Source organism: Polynucleobacter sp. (assembly GCF_030693775.1).
Classification (GTDB): domain Bacteria; phylum Pseudomonadota; class Gammaproteobacteria; order Burkholderiales; family Burkholderiaceae; genus Polynucleobacter.
In genome coordinates, this window is the sequence record NZ_JAUXZY010000004.1 from 794,621 (window position 1) to 814,437 (window position 19,817).

Consider the following 19,817-nt stretch of genomic DNA (forward strand, 5'->3'; position numbering starts at 1 on the left):
TTCATCATTTTGCGTTCGGAAAGAACAGTTGTTCACCGCCCACCTTATAGGAGGCAATCGTATCTTGCCCTTCTTTGGAAACCAGCCAGTTGATAAATGCCTGACCGTCTGCTTTTTTCACATTAGGAAACTTTTCTGAGCTAACCAGCATCACGCCATATTGGTTAAACAGCTTGGGGTCGCCTTGAACCAAAATAGCGAGATCGCCGCGATTTTTAAATGAAAGCCAAGTGCCTCGGTCAGCCAAGATATAGGCGTTCATGCCCGATGCGGTATTCAAAGCAGGGCCCATGCCCGAACCGGTTTCTTTATACCAAGGCAGGTTTGCGTTGACTTCAACGCCCGCACCTTTCCAGTAACGGAGCTCTGCTGCATGGGTGCCACTTTTATCGCCGCGCGACACAAAAGCAGAGTTGCTATCGGCAATCTTCTTGAGTGCTACTTGAATGTCTTTTCCGCCTGCGATTTTGGCAGGATCCGATTTGGGTCCCAGCAACACAAAGTCATTAAACATCACTTCTTGCCGTTTATCGGAAAACCCCTGCGATACAAATAACTCTTCTGCTGCTTTGTCATGTACAAACACCACATCAGCATCGCCGCGGCGGCCGATATCCAGTGCTTGACCAGTGCCTACTGCAACCACTTTGACGGCAATGCCGGTCTTATTGGTGAACGCTGGCAGGATGTGTCCGAATAAACCGGACTGCTCGGTTGATGTGGTGGATGAGACCAGAATACTTTTCTGAGCTTGCGATACAGCCGGCCCACTACCAATCAATAAGCCAACAGTCAGTAGGGTGGCAGCGCTTAGTGCGGAGTATTTTTTATATGGCGACATGGAATCATCCTCTTAAAAGAAGTTGTTATGATTCACGCCTTCGGTGTATAAATCAATATGCAATTAATTACATATAAGCTGATATGAATATCGTGATTAAGCCCGCCCTAATGCTGGAGTCAGGTGGCAAGAACCGTTCATCTGCTGATTTGTCAGCCATCGCTATCCTGTTGCGGGAGGTCCAGCGGGGCAAAACCATTCAATCGGCAGCAGAGGCGCTCGAAGTTTCATATCGGACTTTGTGGAATCAAATCAAGGTGGCAGAAGAGGCTTTAGGTACGCCCTTATTGCTTAGTACTAAGGGCCATGGATCCACACTCAGTCCAGCAGCAGAATCCTTTTTGAACTCCGTTACGCAAATGGAGCGACGCTTTGATCAGGTCAGCCAAGATGAGGCCAGCCGACTATCCCGCGAACTCGCATCATGGATTGATCCTCGGCCGGTGCGCTGGGTATGTTGTAGCAGTAGCGATCCATTAATTGAGCAGGTCATCGATGGGCTCACCCATATTGATTATCAAACTATGGGATCAGGTCAGGCGCTCGAGCGCTTGCTTAGCGGTGATGCTGATATTGCTGGATTTCATTTGCCTGATCAGGATAGTTTGCTCCAAGTGCAGGCCCATTTAAAAAAAGCGGGGATGGTGGCTTATCCAGTAATGCGACGTACACAAGGACTCATGGTGGCAGCTGGCAATCCCTTACGAATTAAAAAACTGGGGGATTTGGCTCGTCCTGAGGTGTGCTTTATCAATCGTCAAAAGGGTGCGGGAACACGTTTACTACTCGATACCTTGATTGAAAAAGAAGGTATTGGCAGCGACCGTATACGTGGATATCGCCATGAGGAATTTACACATACCGCCGTGGCGACCGCAATCGTGGCTGGCACCGCCGACGCGGCACTGGGCCTCAAGTACATTGCTGCGCAATTTCGTTTGGGTTTTGTTTTACTCGAAGAAGAGACGTTCTATTTGGCAATGTCACCCAAGACCCATGCTAGCAAGCCGATTCAAAAGTTCATTCAGTCCTTACAGGCTTTGGCGGCAAAGCAGGTAGGTTACCAAGCTGCGACTGCCCGGCCCCGAAAGTAGCTAAAATCGAAATACCCAATCGAGCAGACCGCTAAGGAGCCTTACCTTGAATACACCGTCCCCCGCTAGCCAAGTGAAGGTGCTGGCATTTGATGTCTTTGGTACGGTCGTTGATTGGCATGGATCGATCGTGCGTGAAGTCAGTAGCTTAGGCTTATCGGTTGACCCAGTTGATTTTGCTAGCGCATGGCGCAACGGCTATCGCCCAGCCATGGCGCGCGTTCGTTCGGGTGAACTTCCGTGGACGAAGATTGATGATCTGCATCGCCTGATCTTGGATCAGGTGTTACTGGATTTTGGAATTACCTCCCTAAGTGAGGAGCAAAAGCGCGATCTCAATTTAGTTTGGCACCGTCTCGCAGCATGGCCCGACAGTGTTTCTGGACTAACTCGCCTCAAACGTCAATTTACGATTGTGACGCTATCCAATGGTAATTTAGGTTTGTTAGCCGATATGGCGAAAAATGCCGGTTTGCCATGGGATTTGATTTTGTCGGCCGAAGTATTTCGACACTACAAGCCCGATCCAGAAACCTATCTGGGCGTTGGTCAAACCTTTGATCTGCCTCCAGAGCAAACCATGCTCGTTGCATCGCATAAAGATGATTTGGCGGCAGCCCATGCGCTGGGTCTAAAAACGGCATTTATTGAGCGTCCAGCCGAATTCGGACCTAAAAAAGCCAATCCGGATTTAGAGCGAGTGAGCTGGACTACTTTCCATGCGGCCGACTTCAATCACCTAGCGGATCAACTCGGCGCCTAATTGACGAAAGCCAAGGCAAGCTCAATACAATCAAGTCATGGATTTTATAAACACGATTGGCACGGTTGCCGCTACGCTAACGACCTTGGCCTTTTTGCCTCAGGCTTGGCGTTCATGGCGTACCCGTAATTTGGCCGGTGTGTCTTTGGCGATGTATGGCTTTTTCACGCTGGGTGTTTTTCTTTGGTTGGTATATGGCATCCTGTTAAGTCAGTGGCCCATTATTGTCGCCAATGCCATTACCTTCGTCTTGTCCTGCAGTATTCTGTTTTTAAAAATTCGGCACAAAGATGTGTCACATCACCCGCATCCCTAAGATGCAGTAAAGAAAGGTTTTTTATGAGCACCCAGTATGTGATTGACCCAGTCGTTTTGCCATCCTTGCCGGTAGCAGGCGATACCCGCCGCTTTGCGGTCAACCGCATTTATTGCGTTGGTCGAAACTACGCTGATCATGCCCGTGAAATGGGCCATGATCCAGATCGTGAGCCGCCATTCTTTTTTATGAAACCCGCTAGCGCAATCGTGACTGACGGTGCCGACATGCAATACCCCAGCCTCTCAAACGATGTACACCACGAAATCGAGATGGTGGTGGCGATTGGCAAGGGCGGTGCCAATATTGCAGCCGATAAAGCCTTGGAGCATGTATATGGTTACGGCGTTGGTCTGGATATGACGCGCCGTGATTTACAGGGGGAAGCTAAGAAAATGGGGCGACCTTGGGATACTGGCAAAGCCTTTGATCAATCCGCTCCATGCTCCGCCTTAGTCCCAGTTGCACAGTGTGGTCATCCATCGCAGGGTAGTGTTCGCTTGAGGGTCAATGGTGAAGTGCGCCAAGAGGGCGATCTTAATCAGTTGATTTGGAATGTACCCGATACGATTGCCTACCTCTCAACACTATTTACGCTGCAGCCGGGCGATTTAATCTTTTCTGGAACACCGGCAGGTGTTGGCCCCATTAAAAAAGGCGATGTGCTGGAGGGTGAGGTTGTTGGCTTGCCCCTGCTGAAGACGCGAATTATTTAAAGTAAGTTATCTTTCGCGGCGTATTGCTTCAGGGTGGCTAAATCAATTTGGTCGAGGGCTTTGATGTTCGTGCTCTCGAGTTGAATCAAGGGGGCGCACTGAGCATCGAGCGCCTCTTTCCAGCGATTGAGGCAAAGGCACCACTGGTCCCCGGGTATTAATCCTGGAAATTGCCACTCTGGTCTTGGGGTAATTAGATCATTTCCCCGTTCTAGACTGAAAACCAGAAATTCTTTTGTCATGATGGCGCAAATCAAATGACTCCCCAAATCCTGCTCATCGGTTTTGCAACAGCCGTCCCGAAAAAATCCAGTCAGAGGGTCAAATGAGCAAGGGACGATCGGCTCGCCCAGAACATTCAAGGCGATGTCATGGTCAGGGTCATATCGGTATTGATCTGCTGCCATACGCTTGGATTCGCTTTAAAAACATTGGAATGACTATTTATACGCTATTTTCCCCAAGCGATGGGGCATTTTGATGGCATGGGCATACGCTAGAATGAGCACATGTACATGTTTCTTCCTTTTGTGACCGCATTGCTTGCTACCGTGTGTATTTGGTATGAGCGGCGCATCCTGGCCTTGAGCTTGACTGGCATTACCCTGCTTATTTTGCTGGCATGGTTTCAGTTTCATGCGACCACGCATTTAAACATCAGCCTCTAATGCGAGCCCATCCTTTTTCATTTGCAGGTCTCGGTAATTTACTTGCCTTATTGGCCGTTAATGGCTCATTGAGCTATGCCTTTGTTGATCAATTGTATTTTGGAGAATTACCTTGCCCGTTGTGCCTATTACAGCGTGTTGCCTATGTATTGGTCGGTATTGCGCTCGTCCTGAACATTCGCTTTGGGGCGCACAGCGCGCATTATGGCTGGGGAATTTTAGGATGCGTGACTGGCATGGCGGTATCGTTGCGGCAAATTCTGCTACACGTACTCCCTGGAGACGCAGGCTTTGGAAATACTTTTTTAGAGCTCCACTTTTATACCTGGGCATTCGTGGGCTTTATTGGCTTAATTGCAGCCCAGGCAATTCTAATGATGCTGCCGAGTAGCGGCGTTCGCAATCACGGTTGGTTTGCTAAAACTCTGGTGATTTGGTTCATCTTGTTGGTGTTGGCCAATGTGATCTCGACATTGCTCGAGTGCGGAATTGGTCCTTGTGCCGATGATCCAGTGAGCTACGATGGATTGCAGTGGCTGCGCCAACGCTTTGGTATTTAGCATGCAGGTAGGGCGCATGGCTACTGTATCTTTTCAAAAACTAGCGCTGCTAAGCTGCTTCCTGTTTCTGACGGTCCATGCATCGGCGCAAACCAGTTCTGCTAAGAATACCGCTTGGCCAAAGCAAGCCATTCGCATTGTGGTGACTTTTCCAGCCGGGGGTGCTCCAGATATTTTGGCGCGTGTATTGGCTGAAAGTTGGCAGCCTGCCTTAAACGTTCCGGTGTTGATCGAAAACCGACCTGGGGTGGGCGGTAATATTGGCGCAGACATCGTAGCCAAAAGTAATCCAGATGGATATACCTTGCTCATCGGTACAGTGGGTATTCATGCGATTAATGGGGCGCTTTATAACAAGATGCCGTTTGATCCGATTGCTGATTTCACGCCCATCAGTTTTTTAGCCAGCACACCGAATGTGCTTGTAGTTAATAAGCAGCTCGGCGTAACCTCCTTACGTGAATTAATTGCCCTTGCTAAATCAAAACCCAATCAACTGACTTTTGGATCTTCCGGAATAGGTACGTCGCTGCACATGTCGGGCGAACTCTTTAATGAAATGGCCGGAGTGCAAATACGCCACATACCTTATAAAGGCCGGGCCCAGTCCTTGCCTGACTTATTGGGTGGTCGTATATCCATGTTGTTTGATAACTTATCTTCAGCCTTGCCCTTAATCCAGCAGCAAGAGATTGTGGCCTTGGGAGTCACCACCCTAAAACGCTCGCCTGCTGCGCCCGAGATACCAACGCTGGCAGAGCAGGGCTTGCCAAATTTTGAAGCGGTTTCCTGGTTTTCCTTGATGGCACCTGCCGGTTTGCCCAAGGACCTTCAGCAACAGCTCAATCGCTTAACAATTGAGGCTTTATCAAAACCCGAAGTGAGGCAAAAGCTGCTGATGAGCGGCCTGGAACCCAATCCGGGCACTCCGCGTGATCTCAGTAAGCTTATCCTAGAAGAATCCAGTAAATGGTCTAAGCTAATCCAAAAGGTGGGCATCTCGATTGATTAGGGTTCTGAAAGCCGCAATACCTTATAAGTCTGTCATCTTCTGCTTATGTGCCGCGTTATTACAGAAGAAGTGCTAAATTGATCCATGCACTCAGGTTTTCAATCTTCACTGCCTAACTGTTAGGGATATGCGATGACTCCATCTGCGAATACGCCTCAATTGCTTAAGAAAATCACCGGTATTTGGGTTTGTGGCGTGGCGGGCGCATTCCTTGCGATTGCTTTTTTGGCGATGCCCGCACCGGCTAGCGCCGGCGGATGGAATGTCGCTGTTGGTGTTTCGGGTGGCAATGGCTATCGCCCAATTGCCTATGGGCCCGGTTATGGAGCGCCCTATGGGCCTGAATTTAGGCGGGGCTACTGGAATGGTGGACCTTACGGATACGGCGGCTGGGGTACTGGGTGGAATGCAGCTTGGGGCAATGGATGGGGATATCCTGCTTATCCAGTTGGCTATCCATACGTGTTTAGCCCACCACCTGCAGTGTATGTTCAGCCGGTTGTGGTTGAGCCGATTGTCTTGGCGGCGCAAGCCCAGCCACCAGTTTGGTATTTTTGTGCATCCGCTGCGCAATATTTCCCGAATGTAGGAGCATGCCCTGAAGGTTGGCAGGTTCAGTCTGCGGTACCTCCGCCACAAACGCAAAGCCAACAAAAGCCTTCTAATCCTGCACGCATTAATTAGCTACCATTCCTACCGTTTTATTTGAAAGACCTACTATGACCCGTTTTCTTGTTCCATTTGTACTCATACTGACCTTAGCAGCCTGCGCATCGGCTCCGACTGGCCCAACGGTTACCGTGATGCCAAGGGAGGGTAAGCCATTTGATGTGTTCCAAAAAGAAGATCAAGAGTGCAGGACCTTTGCAGCAAAGGCAGTAGAAGATACCTCTAACGCCGCGCTGAAGCAGGGCGCTACCAGTGCATTGATTGGTGCTGCTATTGGCGCCGCTGCTGGAGCAGTCATTCAGGGGGGAAGTAGTCAGAACATTGGAACAGGAGCAGGTATTGGTCTTTTGGGCGGCTCGGCGATGGGCGCAATGGGCGCATCCAATAAAGAAGATCAAGCACAAACCCAATACAACATTGCTTATCAGCAGTGCATGTACGCCAAGGGCAATCAGGTTCCTAGCTTTAGGCCGCTGCGTTAAGCTGTTTTAGTTTTCGATGCGGTCCCAAACTGGAAAGGGGTCTTCGACTGAGTTCCAGTGGGATTGCGGCAGTGATTTTTCAGCTGCAGTAAGTTCGCATGCTTTCAGAATCGACTCAATTGTTGGGCGATCAAGGTGCTGCCCAATAAACACAATCTCATTGACGCGATCGCCATAGGGCTCTTCCCAGCTTTCTAGTATGTCCGCATATTCGGGATCATTTTTATCTGGCCACTCCGCACGCTCGGTTGCGGCCCACCAGTAACCAGCCGGCTCTACATTGGCAATATTGCCGGACCTCGAATATGCGATGGCCCATTCAGGACGGCTGGCTAACCAAACATAGCCTTTGGCCCGCAGAACACCAGTCAGTGGCAGCCCTAAGAAGGCCGCAAAGCGAACTGGATCGAGCGGCTCACGCGAGGTGTAAATAAAACTCTGGATGCCATACTCTTCGGTTTCGGGGGTGTGTTGTCCCTCCAATTCGCGGATCCAGCCTGGCATAGCGCTGGCCTGTTCAAAATCAAACAACTGCGTTCCTAAGATCGATTGCAGTGGAACGTCTCCCTGCTTCGCGAAGATTACCTTGGCACTTGGGTTGAGGGCTTTGACCACAGCCGTCACTTTTGCGAGCGCTTGCTCATCTACTAAATCAATCTTGCTAATGACGATGACGTTCGCAAACTCAATTTGCTCCGTTAGTAGACTGGCTAAACTGCGGTTATCGGTTTCATCGGCAATGGTTCCCCGATCGACTAGAAGGTCTTCGGAGTGGTAGTCCTTGAATAAATTGACGGCATCAACCACGGTCACCATCGTATCTAAATGGGCAACCTCACTGAGTGAGCTTCCTTCCTCATCCTCAAAATCAAAGGTCGCAGCAACGGGCATCGGCTCTCCAATCCCGGTGGACTCAATCAGGAGGTAGTCAAAGCGATTTTCTTGGGCTAACTTGCGTACTTCGATGAGCAAGTCTTCACGAAGCGTGCAGCAAATACAGCCATTGCTCATCTCAACCAATTTTTCATCGGTTCGAGAGAGGGCGGCCCCGGCATTGTTAGTGCCCTTAGCAATCAGAGAGGCATCAATGTTGAGCTCGCTCATATCATTTACGATTACGGCAACTTTGAGTCTTTCGCGATTAGCTAGGATTCGATTGAGTAGGGTGGTTTTACCTGCACCTAAAAATCCCGATAAAACCGTGACCGGAAGACGCTTTTCTGGATTGTGCTGCATCGGCGTGCCTTTGTTATGGGTAGTTTAGGTCAGTCATCAGGTCTTGTTAATGCAACTCAATTGCAATATGATACCAGCATCTATCGTAACTAAATGCAATAAGACCTTACTCCATGTCCTTGCTACGCAATCCAATTACAGCCGATTCCGAATGTGAGGAGTTGATCCGCTCTAAGGGTCTGCGTGCTACTCGTGCTGCTGTATCCGTTCTCAAAACTATCCATAGCTTGGATGTTCCTGTCTCCCATGACGATCTGCAGGATTATCTTAGCCAGCAAAAGCCGTCCAATGTAGTGGATTCGGTCACCTTATATCGTATTTTGGATCGACTCAGCCACGTTAAGCTGATCGACAAGGTATTGGGATCCGATCGAGTATGGCGTTATACCGGCGAGCGCGATCAGTTAAATGATTTGTACGAATGCGAATCGTGTCATCAGCACTTCAATCTGCCTCGGTCATCCCCGTTGGTCACGCTGTTGGAACAATTTAGTAATCAACTCAAGCGCAAAGGCGATGCTGCGTTTGCAATTTCATTTAATGTGCATGGGAGATGCAATGATTGTTCGTAAAGGGATTTATGTCCTCTGCTGCGCGTTGGTCTCGGTAGCAGTGACTCCTTTTGTGTTTGCCCAGCAAAAGCACAGCCATGCGCATGAGCATGGCAAAGGAAACTTAGAAATCACGCTGGATAAAAATCGCATCCTTAGCCACTTTACTTCGCCTTTACAAGCCTTGGTCGGTTTTGAGCGCCCACCCAAAAACCAGGCAGAAACAGATGCTATTAATACCCTAAATCAGCGCTTACTGAGCCCTGCCACGCTCTTTAGTGTGAACGCGGAAGCAGAATGCAAGCCAACCATTCTGGAAAATAAAATTGTTCGCGATGCTGCCAACAAACATGCTGATTTGCATTATCAGCTGGAATTTACCTGCGCCAAGCCTGCTGCCATCAAGCAAATGACGATTCATCTGTTTAAAGATACAAAGCACTTAAAAGAAGTTCGAGTGGAGTTCGTTGGCCCCAGCGGCCAAAAATCCAGTACGGCTAACGCTAAATCCAACACGGTTATATTCAATTGACGGCATTGCAATCGACGGCTGCCATACGGGCAGTAGACCTGGCGTTTGCTTGGCCTAAGCAAAAGCCCCTGTATAGCGATGTTTCCTTTGAGCTATACCCTGGCCAGAAACTATTAATCACCGGGCCTAGCGGCTGCGGTAAAAGCACTTTACTTAACTTATTGGCTGGGGTAGTAGAGCCTAGCTCGGGCTCGATCTGGATTCATGAAGAAAATATTCATGGCTTAAGCGCATCCGCTAAAGATCAGCTGCGCGGCGAGCAGATGGGTTTTATCTTTCAGCAATTCAATTTATTGCCTTACTTAAGTGTTCGCGATAACATTTTATTGCCTGCCCACTTGTTTGCTAAACGCCAAGCAGCCGCCCTTGCGCAATTTGGAAGCCTGGATCATGCTTTGCGCTACTACATGAATCACCTTGGCCTATCTACCGATCTAGAAAACCAAGCAGCACACCGCCTATCCATTGGTCAGCAGCAGCGGGTCGCTGCAGCTCGCGCATTTATGGGTAAGCCATCGATTGTGATTGCCGATGAGCCCACTTCGGCTTTGGATGAAGCAAATCAAACGCAATTGTTAAAGCTCTTTTTTGCCTTGGCAAACGAACAGCAGACAGCCTTATTGATGGTGAGTCATGATCCACGGCTATCCCCGTATTTTGATCGGCAATTGCAGCTTGCCGAGGTGAGTTCATCATGATTTGGCTGCGCCTCGCCATACAAAGCGCCCTTGCTCGTAAAGGGGCCCTATTGATCATGGTTCTATCTACCGCTATCTCGGTAGCGATTTTGCTTGGCGTATTAAAGATTCGAGACGATGCAAAAACGAGCTTTTCCAATGCCATTAGCGGTGTTGATTTAGTGCTTGGATCAAAGGGAAGTCCCGCTGAATTAATCTTATATAGCGTCTTTCATCTTGGCAAGCCCACCAATACGATTCCGGCTCGCCTTGACAGGGATATTGCTGCCATTACGGCGGTGGATTGGATTGTGCCGATTCAGTTGGGCGATAGTTACCGTAACTATCCGGTAGTCGGAACCAATACTTTATTTTTTGAGAAAGTGAAAGCCCAGGGGCGTCCCTTGGTGATTCAAACGGGTAAAGCACTAACTAGTCCAGAATCATTTGATGTGGTGCTCGGGTCGCGGGTAGCAAAGAGCTTAGGGCTGACGATTTCCAATCAAATTGCAATTGCCCATGGGTCGGGTAGTGGGCCTAAAAAAGACCATAGCGATTCGCCATTTAAAGTCGTCGGGATTTTGGCGCCAACCGGTACGCCGATTGATCAGGCTTTATACATATCGACCCAAGCATTCGATTCCTTGCATGATGCACAGGATGGTAGTCAATTGCAGTTTGCTAAGCTCGATCCCAATTCGCGGGTGAATGCCTTTTTTATTGGATTAAAGAGCCGTGGCAGTATTTTTTCTGTGCGTCGCCAAATTGATGATTTAAAAAATGCCAATCTGATGGCAGTTATGCCGGGGGTTGCCCTCGATGATTTATGGTCCACCATGGAGGTGGCAGAAAATGCCCTTATCCTGATTGCGTATGGGGTTTTACTCACGACCATTCTTGGTATTACAGCAACTTTATTGATTGCCCTCGATAACCGGCGCCGTGAGTTGGCTATTCTGCGCGCGATTGGCGCTAAACCCCCGCAGATCCTCTTGTTTATTCTGATGGAGGCTTTTTTGGTTTGTATTGTTGGCATTCTAGCGGGATGGGTGCTTTTACAAGCCTTGATTGCCGTTTATGCAGATCCGTTGCGTACCGAGTGGGGCGTGGTATCGTCGGTTGGACTGCCCAATACAGCCGACCTGATATCGCTATTGATTGTTTTATGTACCGTTTTATTATTTGCAACAATTCCAGCAGCAAAAGCCTACAAAATGGCATTGCATGATGGATTAAACCCACCATCACCATGAGACGACTCTTTTTACGCCGCTGCCTTTTATTAACTGCCGGGTTTACTGCTGGCCTAACGCATCCCTTGCTCGCTCTAGCGACCGCCTATAAAGATATCGATTGGGATGAGTTAATTCCGGACGGCTGGCGCAAACAAGTGATCTTAGAGCTAACACGGATGAAGCGTTTTACCAACGCAGAGGATGGCGACCCAAAGGCAGATGAGGCCTACGCTAAATTAAAGAAAACCTGGGATGCCGCCCCCATCGTCAAAAACATGATTGGTAAAAAAGTACGCATTCCGGGTTATGTAGTGCCACTCGATGCAGAGCGGATGCAAAGCAGTGATTTTTTGATTGTGCCGTACTTTGGTGCCTGTGTGCATTCACCGCCACCCCCAGCTAATCAAATTATTCTAATTATTCCTCCTAAAGGAACTCGAACCCGAACGATGGATGCCATTTGGGTAGAGGGAACCCTTGGCGAAGAGCGTACTTTCTCAGAAGCAGGTACGAGTGCTTACGTTATTAAGGCTGATAAAGTAACACCCTATCGTTAGCAAGGCTTGATGCTGTGGCTTACGGTATTTGATAGCCAAAGCGTCGCAATATGGCCTGCGCTTTCGGCGATTGCATAAATTGATAGAGGGCAACGGCTTCCTGAGGTGCATTTTTCATCAGAACCATGCGTTGCCGGATTGGCTCATAGAGTGCAGGATTTAAAACCAAATGCTCCGTTTCTTTTGCAACCCCTGGTGCCAGTGCCAAGGATAGGGCGGTAAAGCCAATATCGGCTGACCCGCTGGCAACAAACATCGTTGCCATGCTGATGTTATCGCCATAGACGAGTTTGTCTTTAGCTAGATCCCAGAGGCCTTCGGCTTTTAGATATTCGACTGCTGCTTTGCCATAGGGCGCTAATTCGGGTTTTGCAATGGCAATCTTATTGGCTTGTTTGATTGCCTTCGTGAGCTCTGCCTTACTACTCCGGAGCGCGATACCCGTTGATTTTTTACTGAGCAAGGCAATTTTGCCAATGGCATAGACCTTGCCTTCATCCCTTGTCATTTTCCGCTTAAAGAGCTCCAGTGGGTAGCTCTCATCTGCCGAGATAAAGAGCGAGAATGGCGCACCATTCAAAATCTGGGCGGAAATATTGCCGGATGACCCATAGACAACCCGAAAATCAGTCGTGTTATCTGTTTTGAATTCTTTCTCAATAGCAAGGAAGGCATCCTTCATATTGACTGCAACCGCTATCGTGCTGACTTGAGCGTGGACTGTAGTGCAGAGTGTGACCAAGAAAAGGCTTAGGATGAATTTGATGGGCGCCATACAGTCATCATAATCGAATCTATACACTAAAAAAATGACCCTAAACTGTCACAATTCCTTGAAATCACTACTAAATCGTCATACGATGATTCGATAGTAGTTCACTTAATTGCATGAATCGCGAGGGTATTAAAATGAGTAACACAAAGACCATTAAAAAATTAACCAAACAGCTCGATAAGCTTGAGGCAAGTAAAGCAAGTTTAATTAAAAAATTAGAAAAAGCCCGTGCCTCTAAGGCGGCCAGTGAGGCCAAAAAAGCCGCAGTAAAACAAAAAAAAGCAGCTAAAAAGGCAGCCAGCAAGAAGGTCCCCGCCAAAAAAGTGGTGGCAAGAAAAGCCCCCACTAAAAAAGCCGCAGTAAAGAGAGTACCTGCAAAAAAAGGAGCAGCAAAAAAGGCAGCAGTAAAACGCGTCGCTCCTAAAAAGGCGGCTGCCAAAAAAGCGCCTTCAAAAGTTACCGCACCGGCAGTGAGTGGTAATCCAGTGAATAAGGTCAACACTTAGTGGGTAAAAGCGCAGCCCATGATGCGGAGCCCAGGAGTTACGATCAAGAGCTGAGGCTACTGCAGATTGAGCTCGTCAAACTCCAGAAAAGCCTCATTGCAAACGGCGATCAGATCCTAGTTGTATTGGAGGGTCGCGATACGGCCGGCAAGGACGGTACGATCAAAGCAATTACCGAGCACCTAAGTCCACGCGAGACTCGGGTGGTTGCGCTGGGCAAGCCATCCGATGTGGAGTTTGACCAGTGGTACTTTCAGCGCTACATCGCTCAGTTACCCAAGCGAGGTGAATTCGTGCTCTTTAACCGGAGTTGGTATAACCGGGCTGGCGTTGAGATGGTGATGGGCTTTTGTAGCAAAAAGCAGTACGCTGAATTCATGTCTACTGTTAATCCGCTGGAATCGATCTTGATTCAGTCGGGCATCACTGTGCTGAAGTACTACTTGGATATTTCAAAGAAAGAGCAGAAAGAGCGACTTCAGTCACGTGAGCAAGACCCCCTTAAGCAATGGAAGATCAGCCCCATTGACCAGCAGGCCCAAAAGAAATGGAATGCGTACAGTAGCTACCGCAATGCCATGTTACTCAAGACCAGTACAGCAGAAGCGCCCTGGACCATCGTGCGCGCCAACAATAAAAAAGAAGCGCACCTCAATTTAATTCGGGATCTTTTATTGCGAATTGACTATGCCGGTAGAGATAAAAAAATGGCAGCGCCGGATCAGAGCATCGCGTTTCGATGGAATGGCAACGTCAGCGCTTTAGAGAAGTAGGGTGTGGGCTCCCCATTCAGGCCAAGGCAATCCCGACTAAACCAATACTGGCGGATGCGTTTTCTGAAAGCGGACCGCAGTGCGCTTGAAAAGATACAGCAGAAAGACGGCAGCAACCCCCAAGCTCAGGCTATTGGCCGCCCAAAAGCCACTCGCACCTTGCAAGGCCAATGGCACATTGCCGGTGATATTAAAACCCAGCATATAGCCGCCACCCAGCCCAACACCCCAGAGTGAGAGGGCATAAATCAGCATTGGCCAAAATGCAATGCGGTAGGCGCGCAGAATAAAAGCGGCGCTGACTTGCAGGGCGTCAAATATTTGATAGAAAGCGATAAATAAAAAGAGCGGAATAGCAAACTGCTTTACTTCCTCTGGGGGGTCGTACAAGTTAAGTAATTCGGTCCTGAAAAACCAGGCTGTGAGTCCAATGACGGCGCAGGCAGTAGTCGTAAAAAAGACCGAGGACCAGCCAATCTGCTCGGCTTTTGATTGTTGGTTGGCGCCAATCGATTGCGATACCAAGGTCATGGTCGCAATGGATAGGGATAAAGGAACCATATAGATCACGGTACCAATATTGGCCACAATTTGATGCCCAGCCAAGGTTTCTGTACCAAGACGAGCAATAAAGAGGGACATGAAGGTAAATGAGGTTACTTCAATGAGGTAACTAAAGCCAATCGGCATACCCAGTCTGAGCATGACGCCGATGCGGTGTGGATCGGGTTTACTAAATCGAGCGAATAGGGCAAAGGGCTTATAAAAACGCCCGGCGATCACAATCCATAAGGTAATGAGTAGCCAGAGCCAATTAATGATGACCGTTGCTACTGCACAGCCGGGACCTCCCATGCCTTCAATCCCAAAAGCCCCATAGATAAACAAATAGTTGAGCGGGAACTTAGCAGCTAAGCCAATCAATTGCACGATCGTAATGATGGTGGGCCGAGATACGGCATTGTGTAAGGCAACGAGTACGCGCATGACCATGCTGGCAGGCAATCCCAGCACGAGGATGTGCATGTATAAACTGGCTTTGGCGTGAATCTCGGGACTGACTTGCGAAATATCCAAGATCAAATCGGCATTCCAAAGAACCAATGCGCCAAACAGGCTGAGCAGTATTGCAAGCCAAATAGCCTGGCGAACCTCTTCACCGATTTCATCATAGCGTTTTGCTCCGAATAGTTGACCGGCAATTGGAGCCAATGCTGAAACAACACCGGTAAGCCCCACGTATACGCTAATAAAAATCGCGGAGGCCATTGCCAACGCCGCTAAATCATCTGCAGAGTAACGCGCCGTCATGGCGGTATCGAGCACCCCAAAGGTAATTACGGCAAGTTGACCCACCAGCAGTGGGCCTGCTAACTTAAGTAATGCCGGAATATCCTCGCGTAAGCGAGAGAGTCTTAGAAGCATGGGAAGTGGTTAATCAGCGACAAGAGGCCGACTGTAATGTTTGTGTTCTTCAAGGAGCTATTTTACTGCTTCGCCGATAAAGCATGTTCAGTGGTTTTTCGATCTTGCTGTGCAGGATCTAAACAAGCATATTGAATGAATCGGCTATTCAGGCGTCACGCGGTAAAGCCGCAAGCGCTCCGCACGATCGGCTGCCCGCCGATCTTCCCACAGCAGAGTAATCGTTTTTTGATTGAGGCTAGCGTAGGCCTTTGCCTCTAACTGACTGTGGGTCAATACATAAGGGCAGCTGGCATCATCCCGCAAGGGGAGTTTTGTGAAGTAACTAAAGGATGCTAGCTGCGAGGAGCCAATATTGCTAGTATCAATACAGCGCGCATCTTTTGGGGCTGCTTGTACCAATCGCTCAGCTACAAAGCGGTAGGTTTTGGCGTAATTAATGGTGGGCAGCCAAAGGGTCATGAGAAGTACCCACATTAACACCGTACCCGAAGCCGAAATAATTAAACAGCGCCAGATTACTTTGGGTGCGCGCGAAGTGCGCCAGCGAATCACTGCAATCCAAAGGCCGGTAATACCAATGGCAATCACAAAGGCGGTCAAACTAAACTGCGCCTCATAGCCTGGAATAAAGCGGGCCACATTGGCTGCGGTGCTGGCCGGAAATCCAGTGATCTTCGCCAGCCAAATGACCCAAATGGCTATACCAATAATGGTGAAACTCAGCATCGCCAGCCAATCAATAAAGCTAATCAGATTGCGTTTCAGAATCGGCAAGCTAAAAATAGCCAGAATGGCCATGGGCGGGATCAATACGATCAAATCGTGTTCGTTCGCATCAACGCGCAGAAGTACGTAGATGATTCCGCTGAGTATGAGGCCCAGTGGAATGCATAAATGGGCCGCACGCCAAGACCCCGCATTTTTTTCGCGAGCCCAATGCGCGATTGCCACGATGGCGAGCGGCCACACTGGCCAGGCATAAAGCCAGAAGTTCACGCCCAGAAAGCCAATCGATTCAGCGGAAGGACTACTCTGCATCGGCGGCACATTGATCCACGCATCCAATGCATTGGCCCGCTGAGATTCGGTTAAATCAAATAGGAACCACAGTAAGGGCCAAAGCGCAAAGCCAATCAGACCCAATACGACCGATGTGAGCGACCAGCGAAAGCGCAATCGCGCATTACTGACAAATACTGCACTCACGGTTGCCAAGATAACGAGGATGGTGAGGTATAGATTACTGGATAGTGCCAAGACCATCACGCCCAGGCCAGTCCATGCACCACCTTGCCAAGGCTTATCGAGTCCACGCACGGTGCCGTACAGCACAAAACTAATACCCATCAATTGAGCCATCATGGGGGTGGTTTCATGAGTGCGCTGAGCTAAGCCAACACATGCTAAGAATATAAGCAGAGCACCATCCGCCAAGGTCATGCCGTATGCCTTGGATTGCGGTTGACCGCCGACCGCTAGTGCCATCGGCTGTAATTCACGTCGGCGCCCTAATAGATAGGTGGCATACCAAATGGCAAGAGCAGCTGCAAAAAAACACAGGGCCGAATAAAGTCGGCTAGCGTTCGCTAGGCCAATGAGTGGTCCAAACCATTCCATCAGTAAGCCGCCAAGCCAATATGGCAGTGGCGCGCCGAGGGCAGCATCGCGCCCAGCTAAGTGAGGGATCAGCCAATCCTGGAGATTGCCTTGGTATAGCGACCACATACCGCCAAAGCCGATGGCATCCTCGTTCTTCCAAGGGTCTCGTTGGAATAGACCGGCCAAACCATAGATGAGCGTTAATGCAAAGATAACTGTGCGTGGAATCGATGCAGTAGCGGCGGCGGTGAGTTTAACCATGCAGGTGGTGATGGTGAAATTGCATTTGGGCGATATCAATTACAGCTAAGAAAAAAGGCAGCACAGGCTGCCTTTTCAGGGTTGCGGGAGAGAAGCAACTTACCCCCACAAAATCATTACGCCTTCTTGGGAGCTGCTTTTTTGGCCGCTGGTTTCTCAGCAGCTTTGGTTTCAGCAGCAGCTGCTTTTTTCTCAGCCGTTTTAGCAGCGCCATCGCCAGTTGCCTTAGCAACGGCTTTGCTACCAAACTTCTGACGGAATTTCTCAACCCGGCCAGCGGTATCCATAATCTTCTGGGTGCCGGTGTAGAAAGGATGCGACTCTGAAGAGGTCTCAATTTTGGAGAGCGGATATTCTTTGCCGTCTTCCCATTTCACGGTTTCTTTGGTGGTGATGGTCGAGCGGGTTTTAAAGCTGAAGTTGTTGGAAACATCGACAAAAACAACTTCGCGGTAATCAGGGTGAATGCCAGGTTTCATAAGTGTCCTTATTGCAGGTAGCCGTTTCAGTTCCAGTGAGAGAAGTGAAATACTTGCCCAGGTAAAAGTAAATACAACGGTGAATCAAAAAAAGCCACACCCAAGGTGTCGCAAAGACGAAATTATGCCATGAAATCAATAAGAAAGGCTAGATTTGCGATCCACCTAGCCTAGGCTTCTTAGCCTCCGCGGCGCATCAGATCGAAGAATTCCCCATTGTTCTTGGTCGATTTGAGCTTATCGACAATGAAGTTCATCGCCTCAATGTCGTCCATATCGGCCAATAACTTGCGTAAAACCCAGATTTTTTGGAGATTTTCAGGCTTGACCAACAATTCTTCACGGCGGGTGCCGGATTTATTGAGGTTAATCGCAGGATAGACTCGGCGCTCAGCCAAACGGCGCTCGAGGTGGACTTCCATATTGCCGGTGCCCTTAAATTCTTCATAAATCAGGTCATCCATGCGGCTGCCGGTTTCAATCAAGGCGGTGGCCAAAATCGTTAAGGAGCCACCTTCTTCAATATTCCGGGCTGCACCGAAGAAGCGTTTTGGGCGCTGCAAGGCATTGGCATCGACACCGCCCGACAATACTTTGCCAGACGATGGCACAACGGTGTTGTACGCGCGAGCAAGGCGAGTAATGGAGTCGAGCAAAATAATCACGTCTTTTTTCATTTCCACCAAGCGCTTGGCTTTTTCAATCACCATCTCGGCAACTTGAACGTGACGCACTGCTGGCTCATCAAAGGTAGAGGCAACGACTTCGCCGCGAACGGAGCGCTGCATTTCGGTAACCTCTTCGGGGCGCTCATCAACGAGCAGCACAATCAGAATGGCATCCGGGAAATTGGTGGAGATGGCATGGGCAATGTGCTGCATCATGACCGTCTTACCTGACTTGGGTGAAGACACGATTAAGCCGCGCTGACCAAAGCCAATCGGCGAGATCATATCGATGATGCGACCGGTTAAATTCTCTTCGGCTTTAATGTCGCGCTCTAAATGAATGGTGCGATTAGGGTGAAGGGGCGTCAAGTTCTCAAACATGATGCGGTTCTTCAGGGCCTCTGGTGCTAAGCCATTGATCTTATCGACCTTGACCAGTGCAAAGTAACGCTCACCGTCCTTTGGTGTGCGAACTTCACCTTCAACGCTATCGCCCGTATGTAGATTGAAGCGACGAATTTGGGCGGGCGAGATGTAAATGTCGTCGGGCGAAGCCATATAGGAGGCTTCGGGCGAACGTAAAAAGCCAAAGCCGTCTGGCAATACTTCGAGTACGCCATCACCGAATACGGATTCACCAGACTTGGCCCGCTTTTTCAAAATCGCAAACATCAATTCTTGTTTGCGCATCCGCTGGGTATTTTCAATTTCGAGGCTAGCTGCCATCTCGAGGAGGGCGGAAACGTGGAGTACTTTTAATTCAGTTAATTGCATTGTGTTTAGTCGTATCAGTAGAAAAGTGGGGGCTGGTTGCTGCCAGAACGGCGGCGAGCCAAAAAAGGTGCGTTACGTTAGTGGGAAGTCAAAATCAAATGGGCGCGCCAAAAAATGAGCTTGGAATCAATCAGGGAAAAAATCAAGAAACAAAGAAGAGGGGGATGTAGAGCCAGAAGTGGGGAAGCACTGAATAGTGCGTTTAAAGAATATTACACCAAAAAAGCCATTTGGCAAGATACACGGTCAAAAAAGGGTTTCCCAGCAAAAGAGGCAAGCAAAGACAGGCTCGAATAGTGAGCCTGTCTTGCGGGATACTTAAATATTGCCGTCGATGAAGGCGGCTAACTGGGACTTAGAGAGCGCGCCTACTTTTTGAGCGGCTACTGCGCCCCCTTTGAAAAGGATCAAGGTTGGAATGCCGCGAATATTAAACTGCGCTGGAACGCCTTGGTTCTCGTCTACGTTCATTTTGGCGATTTGGATTTTGTCGCCGTACTCGGTCGACAGCTCTTCCAAAATAGGACCAATCATTTTGCAAGGACCGCACCACTCTGCCCAAAAATCAAGCAAAACTGGCTTATCGGATTGGAGAACATCTTGCTCGAATGAAGCGTCACTGACGTATTTAATGCCGGCACCCAT

The 19,817-nt window shown here is 49.1% G+C and carries 25 protein-coding genes; 16 read left to right on the forward strand and 9 right to left on the reverse strand.

The features are described from left to right. Positions 1-4: 4 nt before the first annotated feature. Positions 5-841 carry a substrate-binding domain-containing protein gene (locus tag Q8M75_RS06795; RefSeq protein ID WP_305487678.1) on the reverse strand — a complete coding sequence of 279 codons (837 nt, stop codon included), beginning with the start codon at positions 839-841 and terminating at the stop codon, positions 5-7. Between the two features lie 83 nt (positions 842-924). On the opposite strand from Q8M75_RS06795, the gene Q8M75_RS06800 reads away from it, so the two are divergent. Genes Q8M75_RS06800 through Q8M75_RS06815 form a run of 4 tightly spaced genes read left to right on the forward strand, consistent with a single transcriptional unit; the run spans position 925 to position 3,730 of the window. Beyond that, positions 925-1,935 carry a substrate-binding domain-containing protein gene (locus tag Q8M75_RS06800; RefSeq protein WP_305487680.1) on the forward strand — a complete coding sequence of 337 codons (1,011 nt, stop codon included), beginning with the start codon at positions 925-927 and terminating at the stop codon, positions 1,933-1,935. A 46-nt stretch (positions 1,936-1,981) separates the two neighbouring features. Beyond that, positions 1,982-2,698, forward strand: a complete 717-nt coding sequence (locus tag Q8M75_RS06805; protein WP_305487681.1) for a haloacid dehalogenase type II — start codon at positions 1,982-1,984, stop codon at positions 2,696-2,698. A gap of 37 nt (positions 2,699-2,735) precedes the next feature. Next, positions 2,736-3,014 carry a SemiSWEET transporter gene (locus tag Q8M75_RS06810; RefSeq protein ID WP_305487684.1) on the forward strand — a complete coding sequence of 93 codons (279 nt, stop codon included), beginning with the start codon at positions 2,736-2,738 and terminating at the stop codon, positions 3,012-3,014. 23 nt (positions 3,015-3,037) lie between these two features. Then, on the forward strand, positions 3,038-3,730 hold the full coding sequence (locus tag Q8M75_RS06815; RefSeq protein ID WP_305487687.1) for a fumarylacetoacetate hydrolase family protein: 693 nt from the start codon (positions 3,038-3,040) through the stop codon (positions 3,728-3,730). On the opposite strand, the gene Q8M75_RS06820 is transcribed toward Q8M75_RS06815, so the two are convergent. Continuing rightward, positions 3,727-4,137 carry a DUF2237 family protein gene (locus Q8M75_RS06820; RefSeq protein ID WP_305487689.1) on the reverse strand — a complete coding sequence of 137 codons (411 nt, stop codon included), beginning with the start codon at positions 4,135-4,137 and terminating at the stop codon, positions 3,727-3,729. The genes Q8M75_RS06815 and Q8M75_RS06820 overlap by 4 nt on opposite strands. Positions 4,138-4,239: 102 nt before the next feature. Between Q8M75_RS06820 and Q8M75_RS06825 the strand changes: the two genes are divergently transcribed. The 5 genes from Q8M75_RS06825 to Q8M75_RS06845 all read left to right on the forward strand — a co-directional run bounded on the left by Q8M75_RS06825 (position 4,240) and on the right by Q8M75_RS06845 (position 7,121). Beyond that, complete coding sequence (locus Q8M75_RS06825) at positions 4,240-4,398, forward strand: DUF5993 family protein (protein ID WP_305487691.1); 159 nt, start codon at positions 4,240-4,242, stop codon at positions 4,396-4,398. Continuing rightward, entirely contained in the window at positions 4,398-4,958 is a 561-nt protein-coding gene (locus Q8M75_RS06830; protein WP_305487693.1) for a disulfide bond formation protein B, read from the forward strand. The genes Q8M75_RS06825 and Q8M75_RS06830 overlap by 1 nt, the downstream gene beginning before the upstream one ends. 16 nt (positions 4,959-4,974) lie before the next feature. Beyond that, positions 4,975-5,970, forward strand: a complete 996-nt coding sequence (locus Q8M75_RS06835) for a tripartite tricarboxylate transporter substrate binding protein (RefSeq protein ID WP_305487696.1) — start codon at positions 4,975-4,977, stop codon at positions 5,968-5,970. Positions 5,971-6,102: 132 nt separating this feature from the next. Further along, entirely contained in the window at positions 6,103-6,654 is a 552-nt protein-coding gene (locus Q8M75_RS06840) for a hypothetical protein (protein ID WP_305487698.1), read from the forward strand. A 35-nt stretch (positions 6,655-6,689) separates the two neighbouring features. Beyond that, positions 6,690-7,121, forward strand: coding sequence for a glycine zipper family protein (locus Q8M75_RS06845; protein ID WP_305487701.1), 432 nt, complete (start codon positions 6,690-6,692; stop codon positions 7,119-7,121). A 6-nt stretch (positions 7,122-7,127) separates the two neighbouring features. On the opposite strand, the gene Q8M75_RS06850 is transcribed toward Q8M75_RS06845, so the two are convergent. Then, positions 7,128-8,357: a GTP-binding protein gene (locus Q8M75_RS06850; protein WP_305487702.1), complete on the reverse strand. Its 1,230-nt coding sequence runs from the start codon at positions 8,355-8,357 to the stop codon at positions 7,128-7,130. A 113-nt stretch (positions 8,358-8,470) separates the two neighbouring features. Between Q8M75_RS06850 and Q8M75_RS06855 the strand changes: the two genes are divergently transcribed. The 5 genes from Q8M75_RS06855 to Q8M75_RS06875 are packed head-to-tail and all read left to right on the forward strand — an operon-like array spanning position 8,471 to position 11,909. Beyond that, positions 8,471-8,929, forward strand: coding sequence for a Fur family transcriptional regulator (locus tag Q8M75_RS06855; RefSeq protein WP_305487704.1), 459 nt, complete (start codon positions 8,471-8,473; stop codon positions 8,927-8,929). After that, positions 8,916-9,440, forward strand: coding sequence for a DUF2796 domain-containing protein (locus Q8M75_RS06860; protein WP_305487707.1), 525 nt, complete (start codon positions 8,916-8,918; stop codon positions 9,438-9,440). The genes Q8M75_RS06855 and Q8M75_RS06860 overlap by 14 nt, the downstream gene beginning before the upstream one ends. 5 nt (positions 9,441-9,445) lie before the next feature. Continuing rightward, entirely contained in the window at positions 9,446-10,138 is a 693-nt protein-coding gene (locus tag Q8M75_RS06865; RefSeq protein ID WP_305487710.1) for an ABC transporter ATP-binding protein, read from the forward strand. Further along, positions 10,135-11,370, forward strand: coding sequence for an ABC transporter permease (locus tag Q8M75_RS06870; protein ID WP_305487712.1), 1,236 nt, complete (start codon positions 10,135-10,137; stop codon positions 11,368-11,370). Before Q8M75_RS06865 ends, Q8M75_RS06870 begins: the two co-directional genes overlap by 4 nt. Beyond that, positions 11,367-11,909, forward strand: a complete 543-nt coding sequence (locus Q8M75_RS06875; RefSeq protein ID WP_305487715.1) for a DUF3299 domain-containing protein — start codon at positions 11,367-11,369, stop codon at positions 11,907-11,909. Before Q8M75_RS06870 ends, Q8M75_RS06875 begins: the two co-directional genes overlap by 4 nt. A 19-nt stretch (positions 11,910-11,928) precedes the next feature. On the opposite strand, the gene modA is transcribed toward Q8M75_RS06875, so the two are convergent. Continuing rightward, positions 11,929-12,684 (reverse strand): molybdate ABC transporter substrate-binding protein, encoded by a 756-nt coding sequence (gene modA, locus Q8M75_RS06880; RefSeq protein ID WP_305487716.1) that lies wholly within the window; start codon positions 12,682-12,684, stop codon positions 11,929-11,931. A gap of 134 nt (positions 12,685-12,818) precedes the next feature. Here modA and Q8M75_RS06885 point away from each other — a divergent pair, with 134 nt between their 5' ends. Together Q8M75_RS06885 and ppk2 are read left to right on the forward strand one after the other, a co-directional pair. Continuing rightward, complete coding sequence (locus Q8M75_RS06885; RefSeq protein WP_305487718.1) at positions 12,819-13,190, forward strand: hypothetical protein; 372 nt, start codon at positions 12,819-12,821, stop codon at positions 13,188-13,190. After that, on the forward strand, positions 13,190-13,963 hold the full coding sequence (gene ppk2, locus Q8M75_RS06890) for a polyphosphate kinase 2 (RefSeq protein ID WP_305487720.1): 774 nt from the start codon (positions 13,190-13,192) through the stop codon (positions 13,961-13,963). The genes Q8M75_RS06885 and ppk2 overlap by 1 nt, the downstream gene beginning before the upstream one ends. A gap of 36 nt (positions 13,964-13,999) precedes the next feature. Here ppk2 and Q8M75_RS06895 read toward each other — a convergent pair whose 3' ends face one another. From Q8M75_RS06895 to trxA, 5 genes are all read right to left on the reverse strand, one after another. After that, on the reverse strand, positions 14,000-15,388 hold the full coding sequence (locus Q8M75_RS06895; RefSeq protein WP_305487722.1) for an MATE family efflux transporter: 1,389 nt from the start codon (positions 15,386-15,388) through the stop codon (positions 14,000-14,002). 144 nt (positions 15,389-15,532) lie between these two features. Beyond that, positions 15,533-17,251, reverse strand: coding sequence for a glycosyltransferase family 39 protein (locus Q8M75_RS06900; protein ID WP_305487723.1), 1,719 nt, complete (start codon positions 17,249-17,251; stop codon positions 15,533-15,535). 116 nt (positions 17,252-17,367) lie between these two features. Continuing rightward, positions 17,368-17,730: a type B 50S ribosomal protein L31 gene (locus Q8M75_RS06905; RefSeq protein ID WP_305487725.1), complete on the reverse strand. Its 363-nt coding sequence runs from the start codon at positions 17,728-17,730 to the stop codon at positions 17,368-17,370. Positions 17,731-17,909: 179 nt separating this feature from the next. After that, on the reverse strand, positions 17,910-19,172 hold the full coding sequence (gene rho / locus Q8M75_RS06910) for a transcription termination factor Rho (protein WP_305487727.1): 1,263 nt from the start codon (positions 19,170-19,172) through the stop codon (positions 17,910-17,912). Between the two features lie 318 nt (positions 19,173-19,490). Further along, positions 19,491-19,817 carry a thioredoxin TrxA gene (gene trxA, locus Q8M75_RS06915; RefSeq protein WP_305487729.1) on the reverse strand — a complete coding sequence of 109 codons (327 nt, stop codon included), beginning with the start codon at positions 19,815-19,817 and terminating at the stop codon, positions 19,491-19,493.